Origin of the sequence: Hyphobacterium sp., from assembly GCF_965229905.1 — a bacterium.
Taxonomy (GTDB): domain Bacteria; phylum Pseudomonadota; class Alphaproteobacteria; order Caulobacterales; family Maricaulaceae; genus Hyphobacterium.
Genome location: NZ_OZ245930.1, coordinates 1,096,590 through 1,114,478 on the forward strand (window position 1 = coordinate 1,096,590; position 17,889 = coordinate 1,114,478).

Annotated in this window: 18 protein-coding genes; 15 read left to right on the forward strand and 3 right to left on the reverse strand. The window is 61.7% G+C overall.

Going from position 1 to position 17,889, the window contains the following annotated elements:
* Positions 1-4 precede the first annotated feature (4 nt).
* The 10 genes from ACO08C_RS05535 to fcl all read left to right on the forward strand — a co-directional run bounded on the left by ACO08C_RS05535 (position 5) and on the right by fcl (position 9,408).
* On the forward strand, positions 5-592 hold the full coding sequence (locus tag ACO08C_RS05535) for a PulJ/GspJ family protein (protein ID WP_421788206.1): 588 nt from the start codon (positions 5-7) through the stop codon (positions 590-592).
* Positions 589-1,638 carry a hypothetical protein gene (locus ACO08C_RS05540; RefSeq protein ID WP_421788208.1) on the forward strand — a complete coding sequence of 350 codons (1,050 nt, stop codon included), beginning with the start codon at positions 589-591 and terminating at the stop codon, positions 1,636-1,638. Before ACO08C_RS05535 ends, ACO08C_RS05540 begins: the two co-directional genes overlap by 4 nt.
* Positions 1,639-1,705: 67 nt before the next feature.
* Positions 1,706-2,689 (forward strand): hypothetical protein, encoded by a 984-nt coding sequence (locus tag ACO08C_RS05545; RefSeq protein WP_421788210.1) that lies wholly within the window; start codon positions 1,706-1,708, stop codon positions 2,687-2,689.
* Entirely contained in the window at positions 2,686-3,276 is a 591-nt protein-coding gene (locus tag ACO08C_RS05550; protein ID WP_421788211.1) for a hypothetical protein, read from the forward strand. Before ACO08C_RS05545 ends, ACO08C_RS05550 begins: the two co-directional genes overlap by 4 nt.
* Entirely contained in the window at positions 3,273-3,776 is a 504-nt protein-coding gene (locus ACO08C_RS05555; protein ID WP_421788212.1) for a SctD/MshK family protein, read from the forward strand. The genes ACO08C_RS05550 and ACO08C_RS05555 overlap by 4 nt, the downstream gene beginning before the upstream one ends.
* Before the next feature lie 9 nt (positions 3,777-3,785).
* The gene (locus ACO08C_RS05560; protein WP_421788214.1) at positions 3,786-5,879 is read left to right on the forward strand and encodes a type II secretion system protein GspD; all 2,094 of its coding nucleotides are present in this window, start codon (positions 3,786-3,788) and stop codon (positions 5,877-5,879) included.
* 57 nt (positions 5,880-5,936) lie between these two features.
* Positions 5,937-6,371 (forward strand): hypothetical protein, encoded by a 435-nt coding sequence (locus ACO08C_RS05565; RefSeq protein ID WP_421788216.1) that lies wholly within the window; start codon positions 5,937-5,939, stop codon positions 6,369-6,371.
* A 48-nt stretch (positions 6,372-6,419) separates the two neighbouring features.
* Positions 6,420-7,259 (forward strand): sulfotransferase family protein, encoded by an 840-nt coding sequence (locus ACO08C_RS05570; RefSeq protein ID WP_421788218.1) that lies wholly within the window; start codon positions 6,420-6,422, stop codon positions 7,257-7,259.
* A 141-nt stretch (positions 7,260-7,400) separates the two neighbouring features.
* Positions 7,401-8,465, forward strand: coding sequence for a GDP-mannose 4,6-dehydratase (gene gmd, locus ACO08C_RS05575; protein ID WP_421788220.1), 1,065 nt, complete (start codon positions 7,401-7,403; stop codon positions 8,463-8,465).
* Entirely contained in the window at positions 8,458-9,408 is a 951-nt protein-coding gene (gene fcl / locus ACO08C_RS05580) for a GDP-L-fucose synthase (RefSeq protein WP_421788222.1), read from the forward strand. Before gmd ends, fcl begins: the two co-directional genes overlap by 8 nt.
* 17 nt (positions 9,409-9,425) lie before the next feature.
* Here fcl and ACO08C_RS05585 read toward each other — a convergent pair whose 3' ends face one another.
* Positions 9,426-10,544: a DegT/DnrJ/EryC1/StrS family aminotransferase gene (locus ACO08C_RS05585; protein ID WP_421788224.1), complete on the reverse strand. Its 1,119-nt coding sequence runs from the start codon at positions 10,542-10,544 to the stop codon at positions 9,426-9,428.
* A 250-nt stretch (positions 10,545-10,794) separates the two neighbouring features.
* Here ACO08C_RS05585 and galU point away from each other — a divergent pair, with 250 nt between their 5' ends.
* The 5 genes from galU (at position 10,795) to cysQ (ending at position 14,896) form a co-directional block, all read left to right on the forward strand.
* The gene (galU, locus tag ACO08C_RS05590; protein WP_421788226.1) at positions 10,795-11,676 is read left to right on the forward strand and encodes a UTP--glucose-1-phosphate uridylyltransferase GalU; all 882 of its coding nucleotides are present in this window, start codon (positions 10,795-10,797) and stop codon (positions 11,674-11,676) included.
* Positions 11,677-11,742: 66 nt separating this feature from the next.
* Positions 11,743-12,579, forward strand: a complete 837-nt coding sequence (locus tag ACO08C_RS05595; protein ID WP_421788228.1) for an ABC transporter permease — start codon at positions 11,743-11,745, stop codon at positions 12,577-12,579.
* Between the two features lie 4 nt (positions 12,580-12,583).
* Entirely contained in the window at positions 12,584-13,321 is a 738-nt protein-coding gene (locus ACO08C_RS05600) for an ABC transporter ATP-binding protein (protein ID WP_421788230.1), read from the forward strand.
* Positions 13,322-13,364: 43 nt separating this feature from the next.
* Positions 13,365-13,991, forward strand: a complete 627-nt coding sequence (locus ACO08C_RS05605) for a hypothetical protein (RefSeq protein ID WP_421788232.1) — start codon at positions 13,365-13,367, stop codon at positions 13,989-13,991.
* Between the two features lie 107 nt (positions 13,992-14,098).
* Positions 14,099-14,896, forward strand: coding sequence for a 3'(2'),5'-bisphosphate nucleotidase CysQ (gene cysQ / locus ACO08C_RS05610; protein WP_421788234.1), 798 nt, complete (start codon positions 14,099-14,101; stop codon positions 14,894-14,896).
* 3 nt (positions 14,897-14,899) lie between these two features.
* Here the strand turns inward: cysQ and cysN are convergent, their stop codons facing one another.
* Together cysN and cysD are read right to left on the reverse strand one after the other, a co-directional pair.
* A complete protein-coding gene (gene cysN, locus ACO08C_RS05615) occupies positions 14,900-16,798 on the reverse strand; it encodes a sulfate adenylyltransferase subunit CysN (protein WP_421788236.1) in 1,899 nt (632 codons plus the stop codon).
* Positions 16,798-17,766 (reverse strand): sulfate adenylyltransferase subunit CysD, encoded by a 969-nt coding sequence (cysD, locus tag ACO08C_RS05620; protein WP_421788238.1) that lies wholly within the window; start codon positions 17,764-17,766, stop codon positions 16,798-16,800. Before cysD ends, cysN begins: the two co-directional genes overlap by 1 nt.
* Positions 17,767-17,889 lie beyond the last annotated feature (123 nt).

Genomic DNA, 17,889 nt, shown 5'->3' on the forward strand with positions numbered 1-17,889 from the left:
CCCTATGCGCAGCGGATTTACCCTTCTCGAAACGCTTATCGCGCTGGTCATCGCGGCGCTGATCACGCTTGTCCTGATGGACACGCTGTCGGCGGCCACTGGGCACGCTGCACGCATTGAGCAGGCGACACGGGAACATACGCAGCGGACGCTGGCGCTGATTCCGATGACACGGGCGCTGAATGGCATCACGCCGGATTATCATGATGGCGCGTTCGTCTTTACTGGCGATGCCCTCACGGCGCGGGGGCTGACGACCGCAGCCGCTGCGAGACTCGACCGGGGACCTGCCGGATTTGAATTGGCGATCGAAAGCCGCGGCAGCCAGCCGGTATTACGGTATCGCGAAGCCGGTGAAGACCTGTTCGAGGTCGAGATTCCGGCTGGTGCCCAGTTTTCTTTCCGCGATCCGCGAGGCGAAACGCACCCGGTCTGGCCGCCCGAGGAGGGCTTTGACCCCGACCCGCTTTATTATCGTCCTGTCCCGACAGCCCTTGTGATCACAGCCGGTGACACGATTATTCTGGCCGCGGCGCCGTCGGGAACGACCGGGCTGATCTTGCGGGTTCGCGACTTCGATCTCGTCTTGTGAGCGGCCATCCCGAACCATCCGATCCGCGCGGCGGATACGTTTATATCCTGGCGCTGGCGGCCATCGCCATTCTGGCGCTTGTTCTGGCGGGCGCTTACGCGGTGCAGCGCGTCAGCTCGGACGGGGCGGCGCGATTGCTGGATCAATCCGGTCTGGAGCGCGATCTGCGGGCCGCACAGGCCAGCGCCATTCATTTACTGCTGACCGCGCCACGCGGCGAACTCACCGTGAATGCCGGCGGTGTGCCCAACCCCGACATTCTCGAGGGCGGGCTGATCGAGGAGGGCGATCCGATCAGCGCCCGCGGCGAACCACGCCGTGTCGAGATCAATGGACGGACGATGATTGTCCGCCTGATCTCGACCCAGGGGCTGATCGGGCTGGATCCCGATGACCCGCGTGGCGTGCAGTTATTCCTGGCGCAATCCGGGTTTCGCGACTCGGAGGCCTCGCGGCTTGCGGCCCGCCTGGCCGACTATGTCGATGGCGACGAGCTCCGGCGGCTGGGGGGCGCGGAAGCGGGAGACTATCCTGAGGACCGGCCGCCACCGGCCAATGTCCCGTTGCGTGCGCCTCGCGAAATGTGCAGCGCGCTCGGATGGGAGGTCTTGCCGCTATGCGAGGACGATGCGCGATTAATGGACCTCTATTTCACCGTGGCGCCCGGCGCTACCAGCCACCCCAGCTTCATGCCCGATTATGTGGTCGATCTTTTGTTGGAAAACGCGCCCGGAATGGTGATCCGGCGGCAAAGTCTGAACCGGTCGACACCCCGCAGTTTCGCCGATTTGGGTTTCGACGGATGGGATGCACTGCATGCGGGTGATTTCGGCTATGGTCCTATCGGGACAGAGTTTTTAATCTTGACCCACGAACCCCGGGCAGGCTTAGTCTTGGCCGCCCGGGTCAGGCTGACAGCGGGGGATGTCGCATCGCCCTATCAGACCGTTTTCGATTTCGTGATAGGAGGAGAGCGCGTTGAGCAGGAATTCAGCCTCACAGATATCGAGGATCTCGAGGCTTTTCCCCTCCCCGAGCCGCCGTAGGATCACGCCGTCAGGACTGGAGCGGCGCTCTCAAGGGAGTTTCGTTCGCGCTCTGCTGTTCGGCGAGATGATCGTGATTTCCCGGTCGCTGTTGCATTTCGAGCGGATCGAGCGGCCGCCCGGTCCGGTGGATACCCGCATGCGTGCAGCGATGCAGTTAATGGCGCGAACGCGCGCGCCCTTCGACGATCCCGGCACGCACATTATCTGGCAGGCGCGGCACGCTGCGGTGTGGTCGTGGGACAAAGGCCGGCTGGCCCGTCTCGGCGCCGACGAACACGCCTGGTTCATGCCCGAGCCGGTTTTGGGCGAAGACAGGTTTATTTCGGGCACGCGCGATGTCGATGACGGTTTCGGGCTGATTGACCGGCGGGACGGGTATGAAGGCCAGATCTGGCAGAGCGGCGAATTGACCATGAGCCGGTTCTGGAGCCGTCAGCCCGCCGCTGACGAGATCACGCGTTTTCGCCGCGCGGCCCACGCGGAAACCGATGTCGATGCTGTCGATACGGCCAGCGGGACCCAGGCCCTGCAGGAGCGAATCCAATCCATCGGTGCGCGTTTCCGGCCTATTCACGCTGCCGCGCTTGCTTTGCTGCTGGTCGGAACGCCGCTGCTGTTTTCGGCCGGTGCCTATGTCCGCCTGTCGATCGAGCAGTCGGCGGCGCAGCGGGAGCTTGCGGCATTTGCGGAGAATAGCGCGGGCGATTTCAGCGCACTGGATCGTTACCGGTCCCAAGCCGCGCGATTGGCCGTCTACCGCGAGGCGCTCGAGCAGATCAATCCGCTGCTGCCGGCTGCGGAACTGGCGGAGGTGACCGCTGAGCTTGAATCCAGAATCAGCCGGCTGCAAGTGAATCCTGATGAGGTCAGCGCGGTGATCGAATCACAGAGCGAGCTTGATCCGGCTCGCCTTGCGCAGGCGCTTGAAGCGCAGCCAAGCCTGGCCAATGTCCGGCTGAACCGGACCGTGAACAGCTCGGCCTGGGAAGCGCAAGCCGACCTCGTCTTTCCCATTACAGAGGCAACCGTCGCCGGGGGTGCACCATGACTCGTGACGCGCCAGCCTCTCTTTCCACTCTGCAGAATGCGTTCGGCGCTTTAAGCGTGCGGGCACAATATGGTCTCGTCGTATTGGTGAGCCTCGCGGCCATCTACGCGCTGATGGGCTTGTCGGACGCCAATGCGCAGCTACGCCTCTCTCTCGACAATACGCAGCGCCAACTCAACGCCCGGCAGGCCGCATTGGAGCAGCGCGATTGGCAACAGCTCGCGGAACAGGCAGCATTGCTAACCGAGGGCGCAGAAGCCCGGTTCTGGCGGGCGCCGACCGAGGGCATTGCCGCCGCGAGAATTCAGGGCGCGCTGGAGGCCGCGGCCCGGTCTGCGGGCTTGCAAAATCCGCGCGTGAGGGTCGTTGAGGCCGGCGCGCTTGGATTAAACGAGACAGGGTCCGAAACGCGGCTATTCGAAGCTGAAGTCACTGCCCGCGATTCCGGTGGCGCTTTTGCCCCCTTCATCGAAGCAGCGGCCGGCGCGACAGGGGAGCTTCGCGCTGTTCGTCTCGATTGGGATTCGCGATCCCAACGCTTCACCGTGAATTTCATTGCACCTGCTCTGATGGTGAACGAATCATGATGCCGCTCGGTGTCGCCAGGCTATGGGCTGCCGGTGGCGCCGCGGTCTTGGCAGGTGTGGCGGGCCTCGCCCTGTCGACACATTCGGCGCCCACTTCGAGGCTGACCGCGACGGGAGATGTTGGCGGTCCCGAACCCGTGAATCCCGATGATATCAGTGCGTTGAGCGCCCGGTTGCGGGCGACAGGCCTGTTTCCCGCTGCCATTCCGCTTGAGGACACCCTTGCAAGCGACCCCACCTCGGTCGCCTCGCATTTGACCACATTACCTGGAGGCGAAGCTGCCGTCGCGATTGCGCCGCCCATCGTCGCTTTGGTGCGTGAGGATGGGGTCTGGCGAATTCACGCCGGAGGCGTTATCACCGAACGCGCGCGCCTCATCGTGGGCGACGAGCTTTATGACGGCTGGCGCATCGAGGAAATTGGCGCGACACAGGTTGTCTTGCGACGCGGGGATGAGGTTTTCCCGATTGATGTGTTCGACCCGCAAGGGGAAGGTTGAGGCATGGACATGAAACGCCACGCTGTCAGTGTGCTGGTCTTGGCTGCGGGCCTCGCCGGATGCTCGACCCTTGATGATGGCAGCCTGTATCATGCGCGCTTAAGCGACATAGAACGGCCGACAACAACCGGCGAGGATGTCACCGCGGATACATCTGACCCAATGTATATTTCAGCGCCGCAGGACAGCATTGCCAATGTCGAAACCTACCGGGTGCCCCGCTTGGCGACGCCTGTCCGTTTTGCCGAAAGCGACGATGCCGAGCGGCCGCGGCTCGGAGGTTCGGACATCAATGTAACGATCCCGGCCCAGTCCGTAGGGTCATTTGTCAACACCGTGCTAGGCGATGTGCTCGAATTGCCCTATGCGCTGGGTCCAGGTGTTTCCGAACGGACGGAAGTTGTCACGCTGCGCAGCGTTCGCGACATGGATCCGGAGACGTTCTTTCAACTGTTCGAGGCAGCGATTAGCGAATACGGGCTGGCGGTGACGTATACAGATGGCCTGATCCAAGTTGTCGAGCGCGCTGAACTGCTGGCGCAAACACCCCAGTTTGTTCGATCGAGGGCACGGTCAAGCGCCCCGGCCTCCCTGCGACCCGTCGCGCAATTCGTCCAGCTCGAAGCTATGGATGCTGCCGAGATGGAAGCGATCCTTCGCGTCAGCTTTCCGGACCGCAATGAACTCGGCATTCAGGCAAGGCGCGACATTGGCGCATTGACGATCAGCGGTCTTTCCGATGATGTCGATGCCGCCTTGGCCATCATCCACCAGATGGACGATTTGCGATTCTCGGGGGTCGAGGCGGTTACGCTCTCGCCACGAAATTGGGAAGCGCAATCACTTGCCAGCACGCTTCGGGATATTTTGAGCGTCGAAGGCTATTTGATAGCACTAGGAGCTGGTTCGCCGAGGCCGATCACGCTGCTTCCCATCCCGCATACCAACCAGATTCTCATTTTTGCAGACAGCGCTGCTTCCATGCGCCATGTGGTCGATACCGCACGCCGCCTTGACGATGCCGCACAGTCCAGCGAGGCCCGAATTCCGCATGTCTATCAGGTTCAAGCGCGTGACGCACAGGACCTGGCGGACATTGTTCGTGGGGTGTTGGGCGAGCAGAGAGCGAGTAATCAGGACGGCGCTCCGGCGCCCCCGCCCGGTCAGCTGACAGTCGATGAAGTCGGCAACCGCATCATTTTCAACGGCACCGAGGCTGAGTTCGCACCCCTAGAGGCGCTGATGCGCCGGCTGGACACAGCGGCGCCGGAGGTTCTGATCGAGGTGACCATCGCGGAAGTCACGCTCGGCGACGAGGAACGGTTCGGTGTCGAGTTCCTGCTCAACACCTTTGGCGGCGATCTGGAGCTTCGCACGCAAGGCGGTCTTGGCCTCCAGTCTGGCGGACTGAGCGCAGTCCTGCGGTCAGGCGATATGGATTGGTCTGGAGCGGCCTTTGCGTCGAATTCTCACGTGCAAGTCCTGTCGACACCGCGGGTGTCCGTTCGATCAGGCACACAAGCGTCTGTTCAGGTCGGCACCGATGTGCCGATCATTACAAGCCAGCGGGCGGCCAACACCCAGCAAACCGGCTCCACCGATATCCTTCAGACCGTGCAATACCGGTCGACCGGCGTCATTCTCTCTGTTGAACCGCGGGTCTACAGCAATAACCGCATTGATCTGATCATCGAGCAGGAAGTCAGCTCGGCACAGGCTAACCCCAACCAGGATATCGCCAGCCCCATCATTTCCAGCCGCATGCTGACCTCAGAATTGACGCTGCAGGATGGCCAGACGGCGGTGCTGGGCGGCCTGATGGAAAACCGTATCAACAACGGGACGACGGGCGTGCCAGGACTGCAAAGCGTTCCGCTGCTGGGAACGCTTTTCAGCACCCAGTCGGCCACGTCGGATCGCACGGTGCTGTTGATCCTGGTGACGCCCTATATTCTGAGTACCCGGACGGACCGGCAGTTCATGGTCGATTTCTACAGTGAGGAGATCGATCGCGCATTCGCTACGCCGCTGCGCACATCATTGCCGTTCCGCGACCAGGGTGAACCGCTTTCGGTGCAACCAAATGGCCGGAATCAGGACTAAACGCCGCATACGGGATGTCTGCGGGCCGCATGCCGGCCACTCCCAGGGTTGCGCGTCATGAACGGCCGTGCCGGCTTCAGCGTTATCGAGGCGCTTGCCGCCACAGCGCTTCTCGCGCTGGCGCTGATCCCCATCTACGACATGCTGACAGCGCTGCACGAAGCCAGCGATCGGCTGGACCGCGCCACGCAAACGCCTTTCATCGAATCCACCGCGCTTGCCATGCTGGCCGGACCCGATCCGCGCGACGAACCGCGTGAAGAGAGCGGCGAGCTGACCATCAATGGCTGGCTGGTCGAGTGGGAAAGGCGCGCGCTAAGCCCGGTTGAGCCGGCCGGCGGCGCTTATGGAAATAACATGATCGACATTCGGCTCGAGGAGGTGGTGTTAACGTTGATACTCGACGATTACCGCCGGACGAGCCGCCATCGCCGCATCGCGTGGACGCCGCGCTATGACGATCTCGACACCTATTTGGAAACGCTGCAATGACCTGCAAAGTCGTGGCGGCGTTTAATCAACCGAATCCGGTTCCCGTCAATGGCTGACGAATTGATTGAGCCATCCTATCCACCCTTCGCCATCGGCGGGTTGGGTGGGAGCGGAACCCGCGCAACGGCCATGCTGGTCCGGAATTGCGGCTGCTGGCTGGGCGGGGATCTGAATTCCGCGCTGGATAATCTCTGGTTCACGCTGCTGTTCAAACGGCCCTCAGTGCTGGCGGAAAGTGACGCCAGGCTGGCCCATCTTTTCAGTCTGTTCGCCGCTCGCATGGAAGGTCAACATTCCCCGCGGACAATGGATGCGCAGGCGCTGGAGAGGCTCGCCCGCGACGACCGGTATATGCATTCGGCAGAATGGCTGCGCGCCCGGGTCGACAGTTTCATCCGCGGTGCCGAGAGCCCGCCTCCGGATTGCCGCTGGGGATGGAAAGAGCCCAACACGCACGTCGTGATTGACCGCTTGTTCCGCCTATCGCCGGGTCTGAAATACGTCCACGTGGTGCGCGATCCGCACTACATGGCCCAGAGCCAGAACCAGAACCAGCTTCAGATCTGGGGACCGGTTTTTCTCGACCGTGTATCCGTGCAAAGACCGGAAGATGCGTTCGCCTACTGGGTGGCGGTTCATCGCCGGCTTGACGCCCTGCAAAGCGAATTCCCGGGGCGTATCCTGTTTTTCAGCCATGATCGCTTCATGCTCGATCCGGAATCGCAGGCAGCAGCGCTACTGGAATTCCTGGAACTCGATCCGCCGTCCGACAAGAACCAGTTGTTCGAAGGCATTGTGTTCAAGCCACCGGCACCGCCTGACACACAGCTGGATGCCGACCCGGATGATCTTGCTTTCTGCACGCAGTTCATGAGCCGGTTCAATTGACCAATCGGCAACGCATTCGTCGTTGGCGATGTGTATCAATTCAAGGCTTTATCTTATTCGCGGACGAGGACGCTGCTCTGGCAATCCTGAGCCAAACCGGTTATTCAGCTGCCCCGCATCAAGACAGGAATAAGCCCTGCCATGAAAACCGCATTGATCACCGGCGTGACCGGCCAAGATGGCGCCTATCTGGCCGCCCTGTTGTTAAACAAGGGCTATCGGGTTCATGGGGTGAAACGCCGCGCATCCTCCTTCAATACGCAGCGCATCGACCCGCTCTATGTCGATCCGCACGAGGGCGAAACGCGCTTTCATCTGCACTATGGCGACATGACGGATTCCACCAATCTGATCCGGCTGGTGCAGGAAACGCAGCCCGACGAGATCTATAATCTGGCGGCGCAATCGCACGTACAGGTGAGTTTCGAAACGCCGGAGTACACGGCCAATGCCGATGCCGTTGGCGCGCTGCGCCTATTGGAGGCCATGCGCATTCTCGGTATGGAAGAGAGCTGCCGCTTCTATCAGGCGTCGACGTCCGAGCTGTATGGTCTGGTGCAGGAGACGCCACAGAGCGAGACCACGCCCTTCTATCCGCGCAGCCCGTACGCCGCAGCCAAACTCTATGCCTACTGGATCACGGTGAATTACCGGGAAGCCTATGGCATGCATGCCTCGAACGGCATTCTGTTCAATCATGAAAGCCCGATGCGCGGGGAGACATTCGTTACGCGCAAGATCACGCGGGCCGTTGCGGGGATCGAGCTGGGCCTGCAGACCACGCTGTGGCTCGGCAATCTGGATGCCCGCCGCGACTGGGGCCATGCGCGCGATTATGTCGAGGGCATGTGGCGCATCGTCCAGCATGAGACCGCCGACGATTTCGTGCTCGCGACCGGTGAAACTCACAGCGTGCGGGAGTTCGTGGAACGGGCCTTCGCCGAGGTCGGCCGCACGGTCGAATGGCAGGGTAAAGGTGTTGACGAGATCGGCAAGGATGCCAAGAGCGGCGACGTTCTGGTCCGGATCGACAAGCGCTATTTCCGGCCCACCGAGGTCGATCTGCTGATCGGCGACCCGGCGAAAGCCCGCGAACAGCTCGGCTGGCAGCACACGACGCGTTTCGAGGATCTGGTCAGCGAGATGGTCCGGGAGGATCTCAAGGAGGTCGCCAGCGAGGCCGACCGCAGGAACCGGCATGGCTGACATCCTCTATCCGCTTGAGGGCAAGCGCATCTGGGTTGCGGGCCATCGCGGCATGGTGGGATCGGCGCTGGTGCGGCGCCTGGCGCGTGAGAACCCGGCCGATATCCTGACCGCGACGCGCCAGGACGCTGATCTGACCGATCAGCGAGCCACGACACGATGGATCAGGCGGGCCAAGCCGGATGCGGTCTTCATACCGGCCGCGAAAGTCGGGGGCATTCTCGCAAACGCCAGCCTCCCCGCTGATTTTCTGTACGAAAACTTGATGATCGCCGCAAACATCATTCACGCCTGCCATGCGGCAGACGTGGAGAAGCTGCTCTTCCTTGGCTCGTCCTGCATCTATCCGAAGCTTGCGGATCAGCCCATTGGCGAGGATGCCTTGCTGACCGGTCCGCTGGAACCGACCAATGAGTGGTATGCCATTGCAAAAATTGCGGGCATCAAGCTCTGCCAAGCCTATCGGCGACAGCACGGCGACGATTTCATCTCCGCCATGCCGACCAATCTCTACGGTCCAGGCGACAATTACGATCTGAAAAGCTCGCATGTCATCCCGGCGCTGATCCGCAAGGCGCATGAGGCGAAGGTGGCAGGCGCGTCATCGATGGAGATCTGGGGCAGCGGTGCGCCGCGCCGCGAATTCCTGCATGTCGATGACTGCGCCGACGCGCTGGTTCATCTGATGAAAGTCTACAGCGAACCCGAACACATCAATGTCGGGTCCGGCGAAGATTTGCCGATCGAGGATCTGGCGCGGCTGATCATGGAGGTCGTCGGGTTTGACGGTGAGCTAACGCACGACACGTCAAAGCCCGACGGAACCCCGCGCAAGCTGATGAGCGCGGACAAGATACGGGCGCTCGGCTGGGCACCGGACATCACACTGCGCGAGGGACTGGAACGCACTTACCGGTCCTTTTTGGAACATCAGGCGGCCTAGACCGCCAGCCGGCCTTTCTACGCGACAGCGCGGCGCACTGCCCGGATAACGGTCTCTTGGCGTTCGCCGCCAAGATAGCCGTCCATCGGCAGCGACACCACGCGGCCGGCCGCGTATTCCGTCACCGGCAATCCGCCCGGTGCGACCGGGAAATCGGCATAGGGTGTCTGCAAGTGGATCGGGATCGGATAGTATATCGCCGTCGGTACGCCGGCCTCGCCGAGCTTGGCGCGGAAGCCGTCCCGGTCGTCCACCTCGATGGTATATTGCGCCCAGGTGGAGACGCCGCCGTCGATCACCGTCGGCGTTTTTACAACATTGCCAAAGCCGGCCGCATAAGCGTCCGCCGCCTTGTTCCGGCCGATGATCTCGTCCTCGAATATGTCGAGCTTTGCCAACAGGATGCCGGCCTGCAACGTGTCGAGCCGTGAATTCAGACCAATGCGCTCATAGGCGTAGCGGGCTTCGCCCTCGCCATGATTGCGGAGCGACCGGATCAGCGCGGCCAGTTCGGCATCGCGTGTGACGATGGCGCCGCCATCGCCGTAACATCCTAGCGGCTTGGCCGGATAAAAGCTGATCGTGGTGATATCCGCCCAGGCGGCCGGGTGTTTGCCGTTCAGCGTGCAGCCGAAGCCCTGCGCGCTGTCGGCGATCAGTTTCAGGCCTTCCGCCCGGCAAATCTCGCTGATCGCCGGATAATCGGCGGGCTGACCAAACAGATCGACCGCGATTACCACGCGCGGCGTCAAATCGGACTGGGATTTCACCCAATCGATCGCCGCCGCCAGGCTCTTGGGACACATGCAGTAAGTGTCCGGGTCGATATCGACGAAAACCGGCGTGCCGCCATGCAGCGGAACGACTTCGGCGGTCGAAGCAAATGTGAAGCTGGGAACGAATACCGCGTCATTCCTGCGCAGCTTCCAGGCCATCAGCGGCAGGGCCAGCGCGTCGGTGCCATTGGCACAGGTCAGCGCGTGATCGGCCTGGCCGAAGCTGGCGAGCCGCTCTTCGAGCTCTGCCACTTCCGGACCCAGCACATAGCGTCCCTCGGCGATGATTTTGCTGATCGTCGCGTCCAGCTTGTCCTGCAACCGCGCCCGCTGGGTCGCAAGGTCGATAAACGGCATCATGGCCAACTCCTGTCGATGCGGCTGACGCATCTTCTCGCGTCTGCCGGCTGCATAAGAAATCCGGTGGCGCGGTGAAAATCACTTATGAATACAGATCGTATCCCTTCGGTCCGCCCCAGATAGACGAACCGGACGGAAAGCGCGAGGCTGGCGTGTAGCGCAATTCAGCCGCACCGCTTGATTAGATTGGGGCGAGCGGGCAATAGAAGCCCGGCAAGACTTCTGCGTTGTTTGCGAGTGGACAAGGTTGATGACCCGAATCCGGAAAGCCGTTCTGCCTGTCGCCGGCCTCGGCACCCGCGTATTGCCGGCCACGAAGTCGGTTCCGAAGGAAATGCTCCCGGTCTTCGACCGTCCGGCCATCCAGTATGTGGTCAATGAGGCGCTGGAAGCCGGCATCGAACATTTTGTATTCGTAACCGGACGCAACAAGGGCGCGATTGAGGACCATTTCGACCGGGCCTATGAGCTCGAAGCCTCGCTGCACCAGAAGAACAAAGCCAACATTCTGAAAGAGCTCGAAGCCGAGCGCCCGCCGGCCGGTTCGATGAGCTTTGTCCGGCAACAGGCCCCGCTCGGCCTGGGTCATGCGGTCTGGTGCGCGCGTGATGTCATCGGCAATGAGCCCTTTGCCATCCTGCTACCGGATGTGATCGTCAAAGCCTCGCCGAGCTGTCTGGCGCAGATGACGGCGATACACGCCGAAAAAGGCGGCAATATCATCGCTGTGGAAGCCGTGCCGTGGGACAAGGTTGACCAGTACGGCATTGTGACGCCGGAAAGCCGCGAAAACCGGACCGTGCGGATGTCGGGCATGGTCGAGAAACCGGCGCGCGACGCGGCTCCGTCCAATCTCTCGATCACCGGGCGGTACATTCTTCAGCCGGAAATATTCGAGATCCTCGAAAAACAGGGCAAAGGCGCCGGTGGCGAGATCCAGCTCACCGATGCCATGGCGAAGCTGATGCAGGAGCAGGACTTCTTCGCGCTTGAATATGAGGGCAAGAGCTACGATTGCGGCAGCAAGCAAGGTTATCTGCGCGCTTTCCTGCAGTTTGCATTGAGCCATGAGGACGAAGGCAGCGCTTCTTTAGAGACGGTGCGGCGAGTGCTGGATGAGAACAGCGCTTAACAGCCGGTTCCGCGCCAGCGCTACGTTGCGCCTATCCCACGCCGCGGCAGCATTGGGGGATACAAAATGACCGTCGCGGCGCGCCCTTCCGATACCGAGCAACACCGCGATTGGTCCAAACGTTTCCGCGAAGCCGGCCGGGACATCGCCCAGGGCGCTCTGAAATTCGAGCTGTGGACATCACTGGCGCAGGATGATCTGCGGCAACGCTACCGGCGCACGGTTTTCGGTCTCGCCTGGCTGACCTTTTCCTATCTGGTCTTCATCACGGCCAAGATCTTCATATTCGGTGCGCTCAATCCAGCGCCGCTGGCCTGGTTCGCCGCCTATGTGACCGTCGGTTTCCTCGTCTGGCAGCTGCTCAACTCCTTCGTGGTCGATGGGTGCACGTCGCTGATCAATTCCGAGACCTGGGTCAAAGGCGTGCAGTTGCCGTATTCGACCTATTTCTACGAGAGCATCTGGCGGGACATCATCATCTTTGCCTACAGCGCCGTCGTGGCGGCCGTCGTTCTGGTGTTAACGGGGCACCTTCCCGGTTGGGCGGCCCTGTCCGTCCCCCCTGCCCTGGTGCTGATCGTCGTCAACGGTTTGTTCGTGCACATGCTGCTGGGCGTGATCTGCCTGCGCTATCGCGACATTGCGCAAATCGCCCAGACCGCGATGCGCGTCCTGTTCTTTTTGACGCCGCTTGTTTGGACGCCTGAACAGGTGGGCCCGATTGCGGCCTTCCTCGTCTGGAACCCGTTCACCTATCTGATCGACATTGTGCGGGCGCCGTTGATCGACGGTCAAATCCCTGCGCTTAGCTGGATCGTTTCGCTGGGCCTGACGGCCGCCCTGGGCGCCGTCGCCTTTACGGTGTTTGCGTTTTTCCGCAATCGCCTGGCCGTCTGGTATTAGCGCGATGAGCTCGGTTCATATTCAAGACCTGTCGATGCGCTATCGCGTCTACGAGAACACCGCGAGCCGCATAAGCCCTGACGGTGCGGGTGACTTTTCCTCCGGTGGATCGTCCCAGCGTTGGGTACAGGCGCTGTCGGGTATCCAGCTGCAAATGTCGGATGGCGAACGCCTCGGGATTATCGGCCGCAATGGCTGCGGTAAATCCACCCTGCTAAAAGTGATTGCGGGGCTTCTGCCCCCGGCGTCCGGCGACATCCGTATCGAAGGCCGGGTGTCGTCGCTGATCGACATCGCCCATGGCATGCGCATTGAAGCGACCGGCGAGCGCAACATTCTGCTGCGCGGCATGATTGCCGGCCTGTCCATGCGCGAAGCCAAGGAGCGGGTCGGCGACATCGCGGCCTTCGCCGAGCTGGGCGATTACATCAATCTGCCGGTGCGGACCTATTCGTCCGGCATGGCCATGCGGCTCAATTTCGCTATCGCGACGGCCTTCGATCCAGATATTCTGATCATCGACGAGTGGATCGGCGCCGGCGATTTGGCCTTCCAGAAGCGGGCCCAAGCGCGCATGCAGGAATTAATCGACGCGTCGGGCGCGTTGATCCTTGCCAGTCACGATCTGGACCTGGTCGGCCGGATGGCCGACCGCGTGCTGTGGCTCGATTCCGGCCGCATGAAGGTGCTCGGACCGGCGGACGAGGTCATCGAATCCTATCGCGAAGCGGTGAGCGCGTGACCGATTGCAGAAAAGCGGCAAGGCATAGCAAGGTGTAGCCACTATGAAGCGCGTTTACATTGTCAGCTCTGACCATGACCCTGCCGATGAATGGATTCTGTCCCTGCGCGAGCGGCTGAAAGCCGCCGGTCTCACGCCCATTATAATGACTCACCGCGCGCGCAACGGTGCCTCCCGCGATGACGTCATCGTGCTTCGCTCGCGGGCGGCGGCGATCCTGATGATCGGCGCCCAGCTGGGGATCGCAGCGGTTATTTTCGGCTATTTCTCGCGCTTCTTCCCGGTCGCGATGACCGTTGTGTTCTGGTCGCTGGTGCTTAGCGCTGTTTTCCTGGCCAGCCGGTTTGGCGCGCGCTGGCGGGAAAAACTGCTCGAAGCGGTCTCCGGGCAGTTGGCGCGGATGATTTTCGCCCAAAAACGCCCTGCAGCAATCTGGCAGGTTGGATCGGACCTGCCTGCGCCGATCCGCTCGGCCGCAAGGGATCAGGCCGCGGTTCATATTGTCGATCAGGCGCAGGGCACCGCTATCGGCGGCGCAGAAAAAGCCGATCAAGCCGACATGGTCCTCGCGGATGGCCGCCAAAGTCCGGCAGCGGAAAACCGCTATTCCGATCGCGACGCTCTCATTGAGGCTTTGAAGCGCCGTCTCGCCCAGACGCAGACGGGCTGAAGGCATCAAAATACCCTGCCTATCAGATAGATAGCTAGCAATTTTGCGCGCTGGCCCTTACCTATGCGGCAAGTGATCACCACAGGCTTTACACATCGGAGTTCTCATTGACGCATAACCTGGATGCCCTGGCGCTCGAATTCGCCCGAATCTGTTCGGTGGCGGCGGTGCCGGTCATGGAGGTCTATCGGAGCGATTTCACGCCGCAACAGAAGGCTGACCGCTCGCCCGTGACCGAGGCGGACATGCGTGCCGAGGCGATCATCCTGAAAGCGCTGCAATCGGCCTGCCCGGGGATTCCGGTTTTGGCCGAGGAACAGTTCGAAGCGGGCGTGCGTCCGGAAGTCGACGATGTTTTCCTGCTTGTCGATCCCGTCGACGGCACCAAGGAGTTTATCGCCAAGAATGGCGAGTTCACACTGAACATTGCCCTGATCGAGAAGGGCGCGCCGGTGGCCGGCAGCGTGTATGCTCCGGCGCTGGAACGCATCTATCTCGGCGGCCGCGTGGCGCGCGCCGGAGCGCTGCAGCCCGGAGGCTCTATCAACGCCGACGCGCTGAGCGGAATCGCAACCCGTAAAACCCCGCCCGCCAAGGGCGCCGTTGCGGTCATGAGCCGCTCGCATGCGGATGAACGCACGCGCGCCTTCGCCGGTGAGTTCGGTGTCACGCAATCATTGAGCGCCGGATCGTCGTTGAAATTCTGCCGCATTGCCGAAGGCGAAGCGGACATTTATCCGCGCTTCGGCCCGACCATGGAATGGGACACGGCGGCCGGCCATGCGGTGCTCAACAGCGCGGGCGGTGCCGTTACCCAGCCCGACCGCTCGCCCTTCCTGTATGGCAAGTCCGCCGCCGGCTACCGCAATGGTGATTTCATCGCCTGGGCGGTGCCGCCGGCCTAGCGGCTAGCCGAGCAGCCCGCGCTTCACGAGCTCATCGATGACGATTTCAGCCGCCGCATCGGCGGTCATATCGGCTGTGTTGATGTGCAGTTCCGGCTCTTGTGGCTCTTCATAGGGGCTGTCAAAGCCCGTGAAGTTCTTGATCTTGCCGGCCTTGGCCTTGGCGTAGAGGCCTTTGGGATCGCGTTCGATGCAGACATTCAGCGGCGCATCGACGAACACTTCGATGAACTCACCGGCGTCGACCTGTTCGCGAACCATTCGCCGTTCGGAGCGGAAGGGCGAGATGAAGGAGCAGGTCACAATCAGGCCGGCGTCAAGGAACAGCTTCGCGACCTCGCCTATGCGGCGGATGTTCTCGACACGATCGGCGTCGGTGAAACCGAGATCCCGGTTAAGCCCCTGACGGACATTGTCCCCGTCAAGCGAATAGGTATGCCGACCGCTGCTGGCCAGCTTGCGCTCGACCAGGTTGGCGATGGTTGATTTGCCGGCTCCGGACAAGCCCGTGAACCACAGGATCGCCGGCTTCTGATGCTTCAGCTCGGCGCGCCGGGATTTGTCGACATCCATGGCGTAGGCGTGAATGTTGGCGGCGCGGCGGAGCGAAAACTGGATCATGCCGCCCGCGACGGTCTGGTTGCTGAAGCGGTCGATCAGGATGAAGGATCCGGTTTCGCGCTGGTCGGCATACCGGTCGAAAGCGATCGGTTTGGCGGTCGACAGCTGGCAGACGCCGATCTCGTTCAGATCGAGCGTTTCCGCAGGCGCCTTGGCATAAGTATTCACATCCAGCTTGTGCTTGAGCCGGGTCACCGAAGCCGGTGTGATCTGGCATCCCGCTTTCAAGAGGTAGGACCGCCCCGGGTGCAGCTTCTCGTCCGACATCCAGAGGATTTCGGCGGCAAACTGGTCGGACACGTCCGGCGGCGCTTTGGGCGCCACAAGCATGTCGCCCCGGGCGATATCGATCTCACGGTCCAGCACCAGCGTCACAGCGTCGCCCGCCCCCGCGTTATCGAGATCGCCGTCAGCGGTCACGATCCGGGATATCCCGGCCAGCTTGCCGGAATGCGCGACGCGGACGGGATCGCCTTGGGCGACTTTTCCGCCCGCCACCGTGCCGGCGAAGCCGCGGAAATCGCTGCCCGCGCGGTTCACCCACTGCACCGGGAAGCGGAAGGGCTTGTCGGCATTGTCGTCGGCGGACGTCTCCACCGCTTCGAGATGGTCCATCAGCGTCGGGCCGTCATACCAGTCGAGCGCGGCCGAGCGTTCGAAAATGTTGTCACCAAAGCGCGCCGAGATCGGGATCGGCGTGACGGAGGCAAAGCCCAGCACGCCGGCGATCTTCATATAGTCCGACACGATCTGGTCGTAGATCGCCTGTTTGTGTCCGACCAGGTCCATCTTATTGACGGCGAGGACCGCGTGCCGAATGCCCATCATGTTGGCAATGTAGGTATGCCGCCGCGTCTGGGTCAGCACGCCCTTGCGGGCATCCACGAGGATGATCGCCAGGTCGGCGGTCGACGCGCCGGTCGCCATATTGCGGGTATATTGTTCATGACCCGGCGTGTCGGCGACGATGAATTTGCGCTTTTCGGTGTTGAAGAAACGGTAGGCAACATCAATCGTGATGCCCTGCTCGCGCTCGGCTTCGAGACCGTCCAACAACAGCGCGAAATCCATATCATCGCCGGTCGTGCCGTGTTTCTTCGAATCCTGTTCGAGGCGCCTGATCTGGTCCTCGAACAAGAGCTTTGAATCAAACAGCAGGCGGCCGATCAGCGTCGACTTGCCGTCATCCACCGAACCACAGGTGATAAAGCGCAACACGCCGCGCTCGCCGGCGCGGGTCAGGCGATCGCGGAGTTCGCGGGCGATATCTCCCTCCGGCATCAGAAATACCCTTCCCGCTTTTTCCGCTCCATCGAGCCGGCCTCATCAAAATCAATCAGCCGTCCCGCACGTTCCGATGTCCGCGCGGTGAGCATTTCCAGCACGATGTCCTCGACGGTCTCGGCCTCGCTCTCGATGCCCCCGGTCAGCGGATAACAACCGAGCGTCCGGAACCGGATCTTCAATTGCTCCGGCGTTTCGCCGTCTTTTAGCGGCATGCGGTCGTCGTCCACCATGATCAGCATACCGTCGCGCTCGACCACCGGCCGGCGATGCGCGAGATACAGCGGTACGATCGGGATCTCCTCTTCGAGGATGTATTGCCAGATATCGACCTCGGTCCAGTTCGACAGCGGAAAGACCCGGATCGATTCACCGCGGCGTATGCGGCTGTTGAAGATGTGCCAGAGTTCGGGCCGCTGATTGCGCGGATCCCAGGCGTGCTGGTTGTTGCGGAAGGAGAAAATCCGCTCCTTGGCGCGCGACTTTTCCTCGTCGCGCCGGCCGCCGCCGAATGCCGCATCATAGCCCCCGGCGTTTAGCGCCTGCAGCAAGCCGTCGGTGCGCATTATTTGGGTGTGCAGGACCGATCCGTGCTCGAACGGATTGATATTGCGGGCGCGGCCCTCGTCATTGACGTGGACGATCATGTCGAGGCCCAGCGCCGCGGTCAACGCGTCGCGGAATTCCGCCATCTGTTTAAATTCCCACAGGGAATCGATGTGCAGGAAAGGAAAGGGTGGCTTCGACGGATAAAACGCCTTCAGCGCGAGATGAAGCATTACCGTCGAATCCTTGCCAATCGAATAGAGCATGACCGGGCGTTCGAATTCGGCCGCGACTTCGCGCAAGATGTGGATGGCTTCCGCCTCCAGGGATTTGAGATGTGGCGAAAGCTGGTGCGGCCTGGGCTCCGGGTTGGCAAATCGCGCCGCATAGCGGGAAACAGTCTCTTGAATGGCAGTCATACGGCGCTGGCTCTGTATCCGGAGAGAGAGTGAAGGGACTTTCATACCGCTGTCCGCCCCATCAAATCCAGCGACGCGTCACATGCAACTGTCAATCGCGCCAAACGGCTTTTCCGCCAGCAC

Coding starts and splice junctions, on each gene's coding strand:
- ACO08C_RS05535 (WP_421788206.1), top strand. CDS start 5: ATGCGCAGCGGATTTACCCTTCTCGAAACGCTTATCGCGCTGGTCATC.
- ACO08C_RS05545 (WP_421788210.1), top strand. CDS start 1,706: ATGATCGTGATTTCCCGGTCGCTGTTGCATTTCGAGCGGATCGAGCGG.
- ACO08C_RS05550 (WP_421788211.1), top strand. CDS start 2,686: ATGACTCGTGACGCGCCAGCCTCTCTTTCCACTCTGCAGAATGCGTTC.
- ACO08C_RS05555 (WP_421788212.1), top strand. CDS start 3,273: ATGATGCCGCTCGGTGTCGCCAGGCTATGGGCTGCCGGTGGCGCCGCG.
- ACO08C_RS05560 (WP_421788214.1), top strand. CDS start 3,786: ATGAAACGCCACGCTGTCAGTGTGCTGGTCTTGGCTGCGGGCCTCGCC.
- ACO08C_RS05565 (WP_421788216.1), top strand. CDS start 5,937: ATGAACGGCCGTGCCGGCTTCAGCGTTATCGAGGCGCTTGCCGCCACA.
- ACO08C_RS05570 (WP_421788218.1), top strand. CDS start 6,420: ATGGCTGACGAATTGATTGAGCCATCCTATCCACCCTTCGCCATCGGC.
- gmd (WP_421788220.1), top strand. CDS start 7,401: ATGAAAACCGCATTGATCACCGGCGTGACCGGCCAAGATGGCGCCTAT.
- fcl (WP_421788222.1), top strand. CDS start 8,458: ATGGCTGACATCCTCTATCCGCTTGAGGGCAAGCGCATCTGGGTTGCG.
- ACO08C_RS05585 (WP_421788224.1), bottom strand. CDS start 10,544: ATGATGCCGTTTATCGACCTTGCGACCCAGCGGGCGCGGTTGCAGGAC.
- galU (WP_421788226.1), top strand. CDS start 10,795: ATGACCCGAATCCGGAAAGCCGTTCTGCCTGTCGCCGGCCTCGGCACC.
- ACO08C_RS05595 (WP_421788228.1), top strand. CDS start 11,743: ATGACCGTCGCGGCGCGCCCTTCCGATACCGAGCAACACCGCGATTGG.
- ACO08C_RS05600 (WP_421788230.1), top strand. CDS start 12,584: ATGAGCTCGGTTCATATTCAAGACCTGTCGATGCGCTATCGCGTCTAC.
- ACO08C_RS05605 (WP_421788232.1), top strand. CDS start 13,365: ATGAAGCGCGTTTACATTGTCAGCTCTGACCATGACCCTGCCGATGAA.
- cysN (WP_421788236.1), bottom strand. CDS start 16,798: ATGCCGGAGGGAGATATCGCCCGCGAACTCCGCGATCGCCTGACCCGC.
- cysD (WP_421788238.1), bottom strand. CDS start 17,766: ATGACTGCCATTCAAGAGACTGTTTCCCGCTATGCGGCGCGATTTGCC.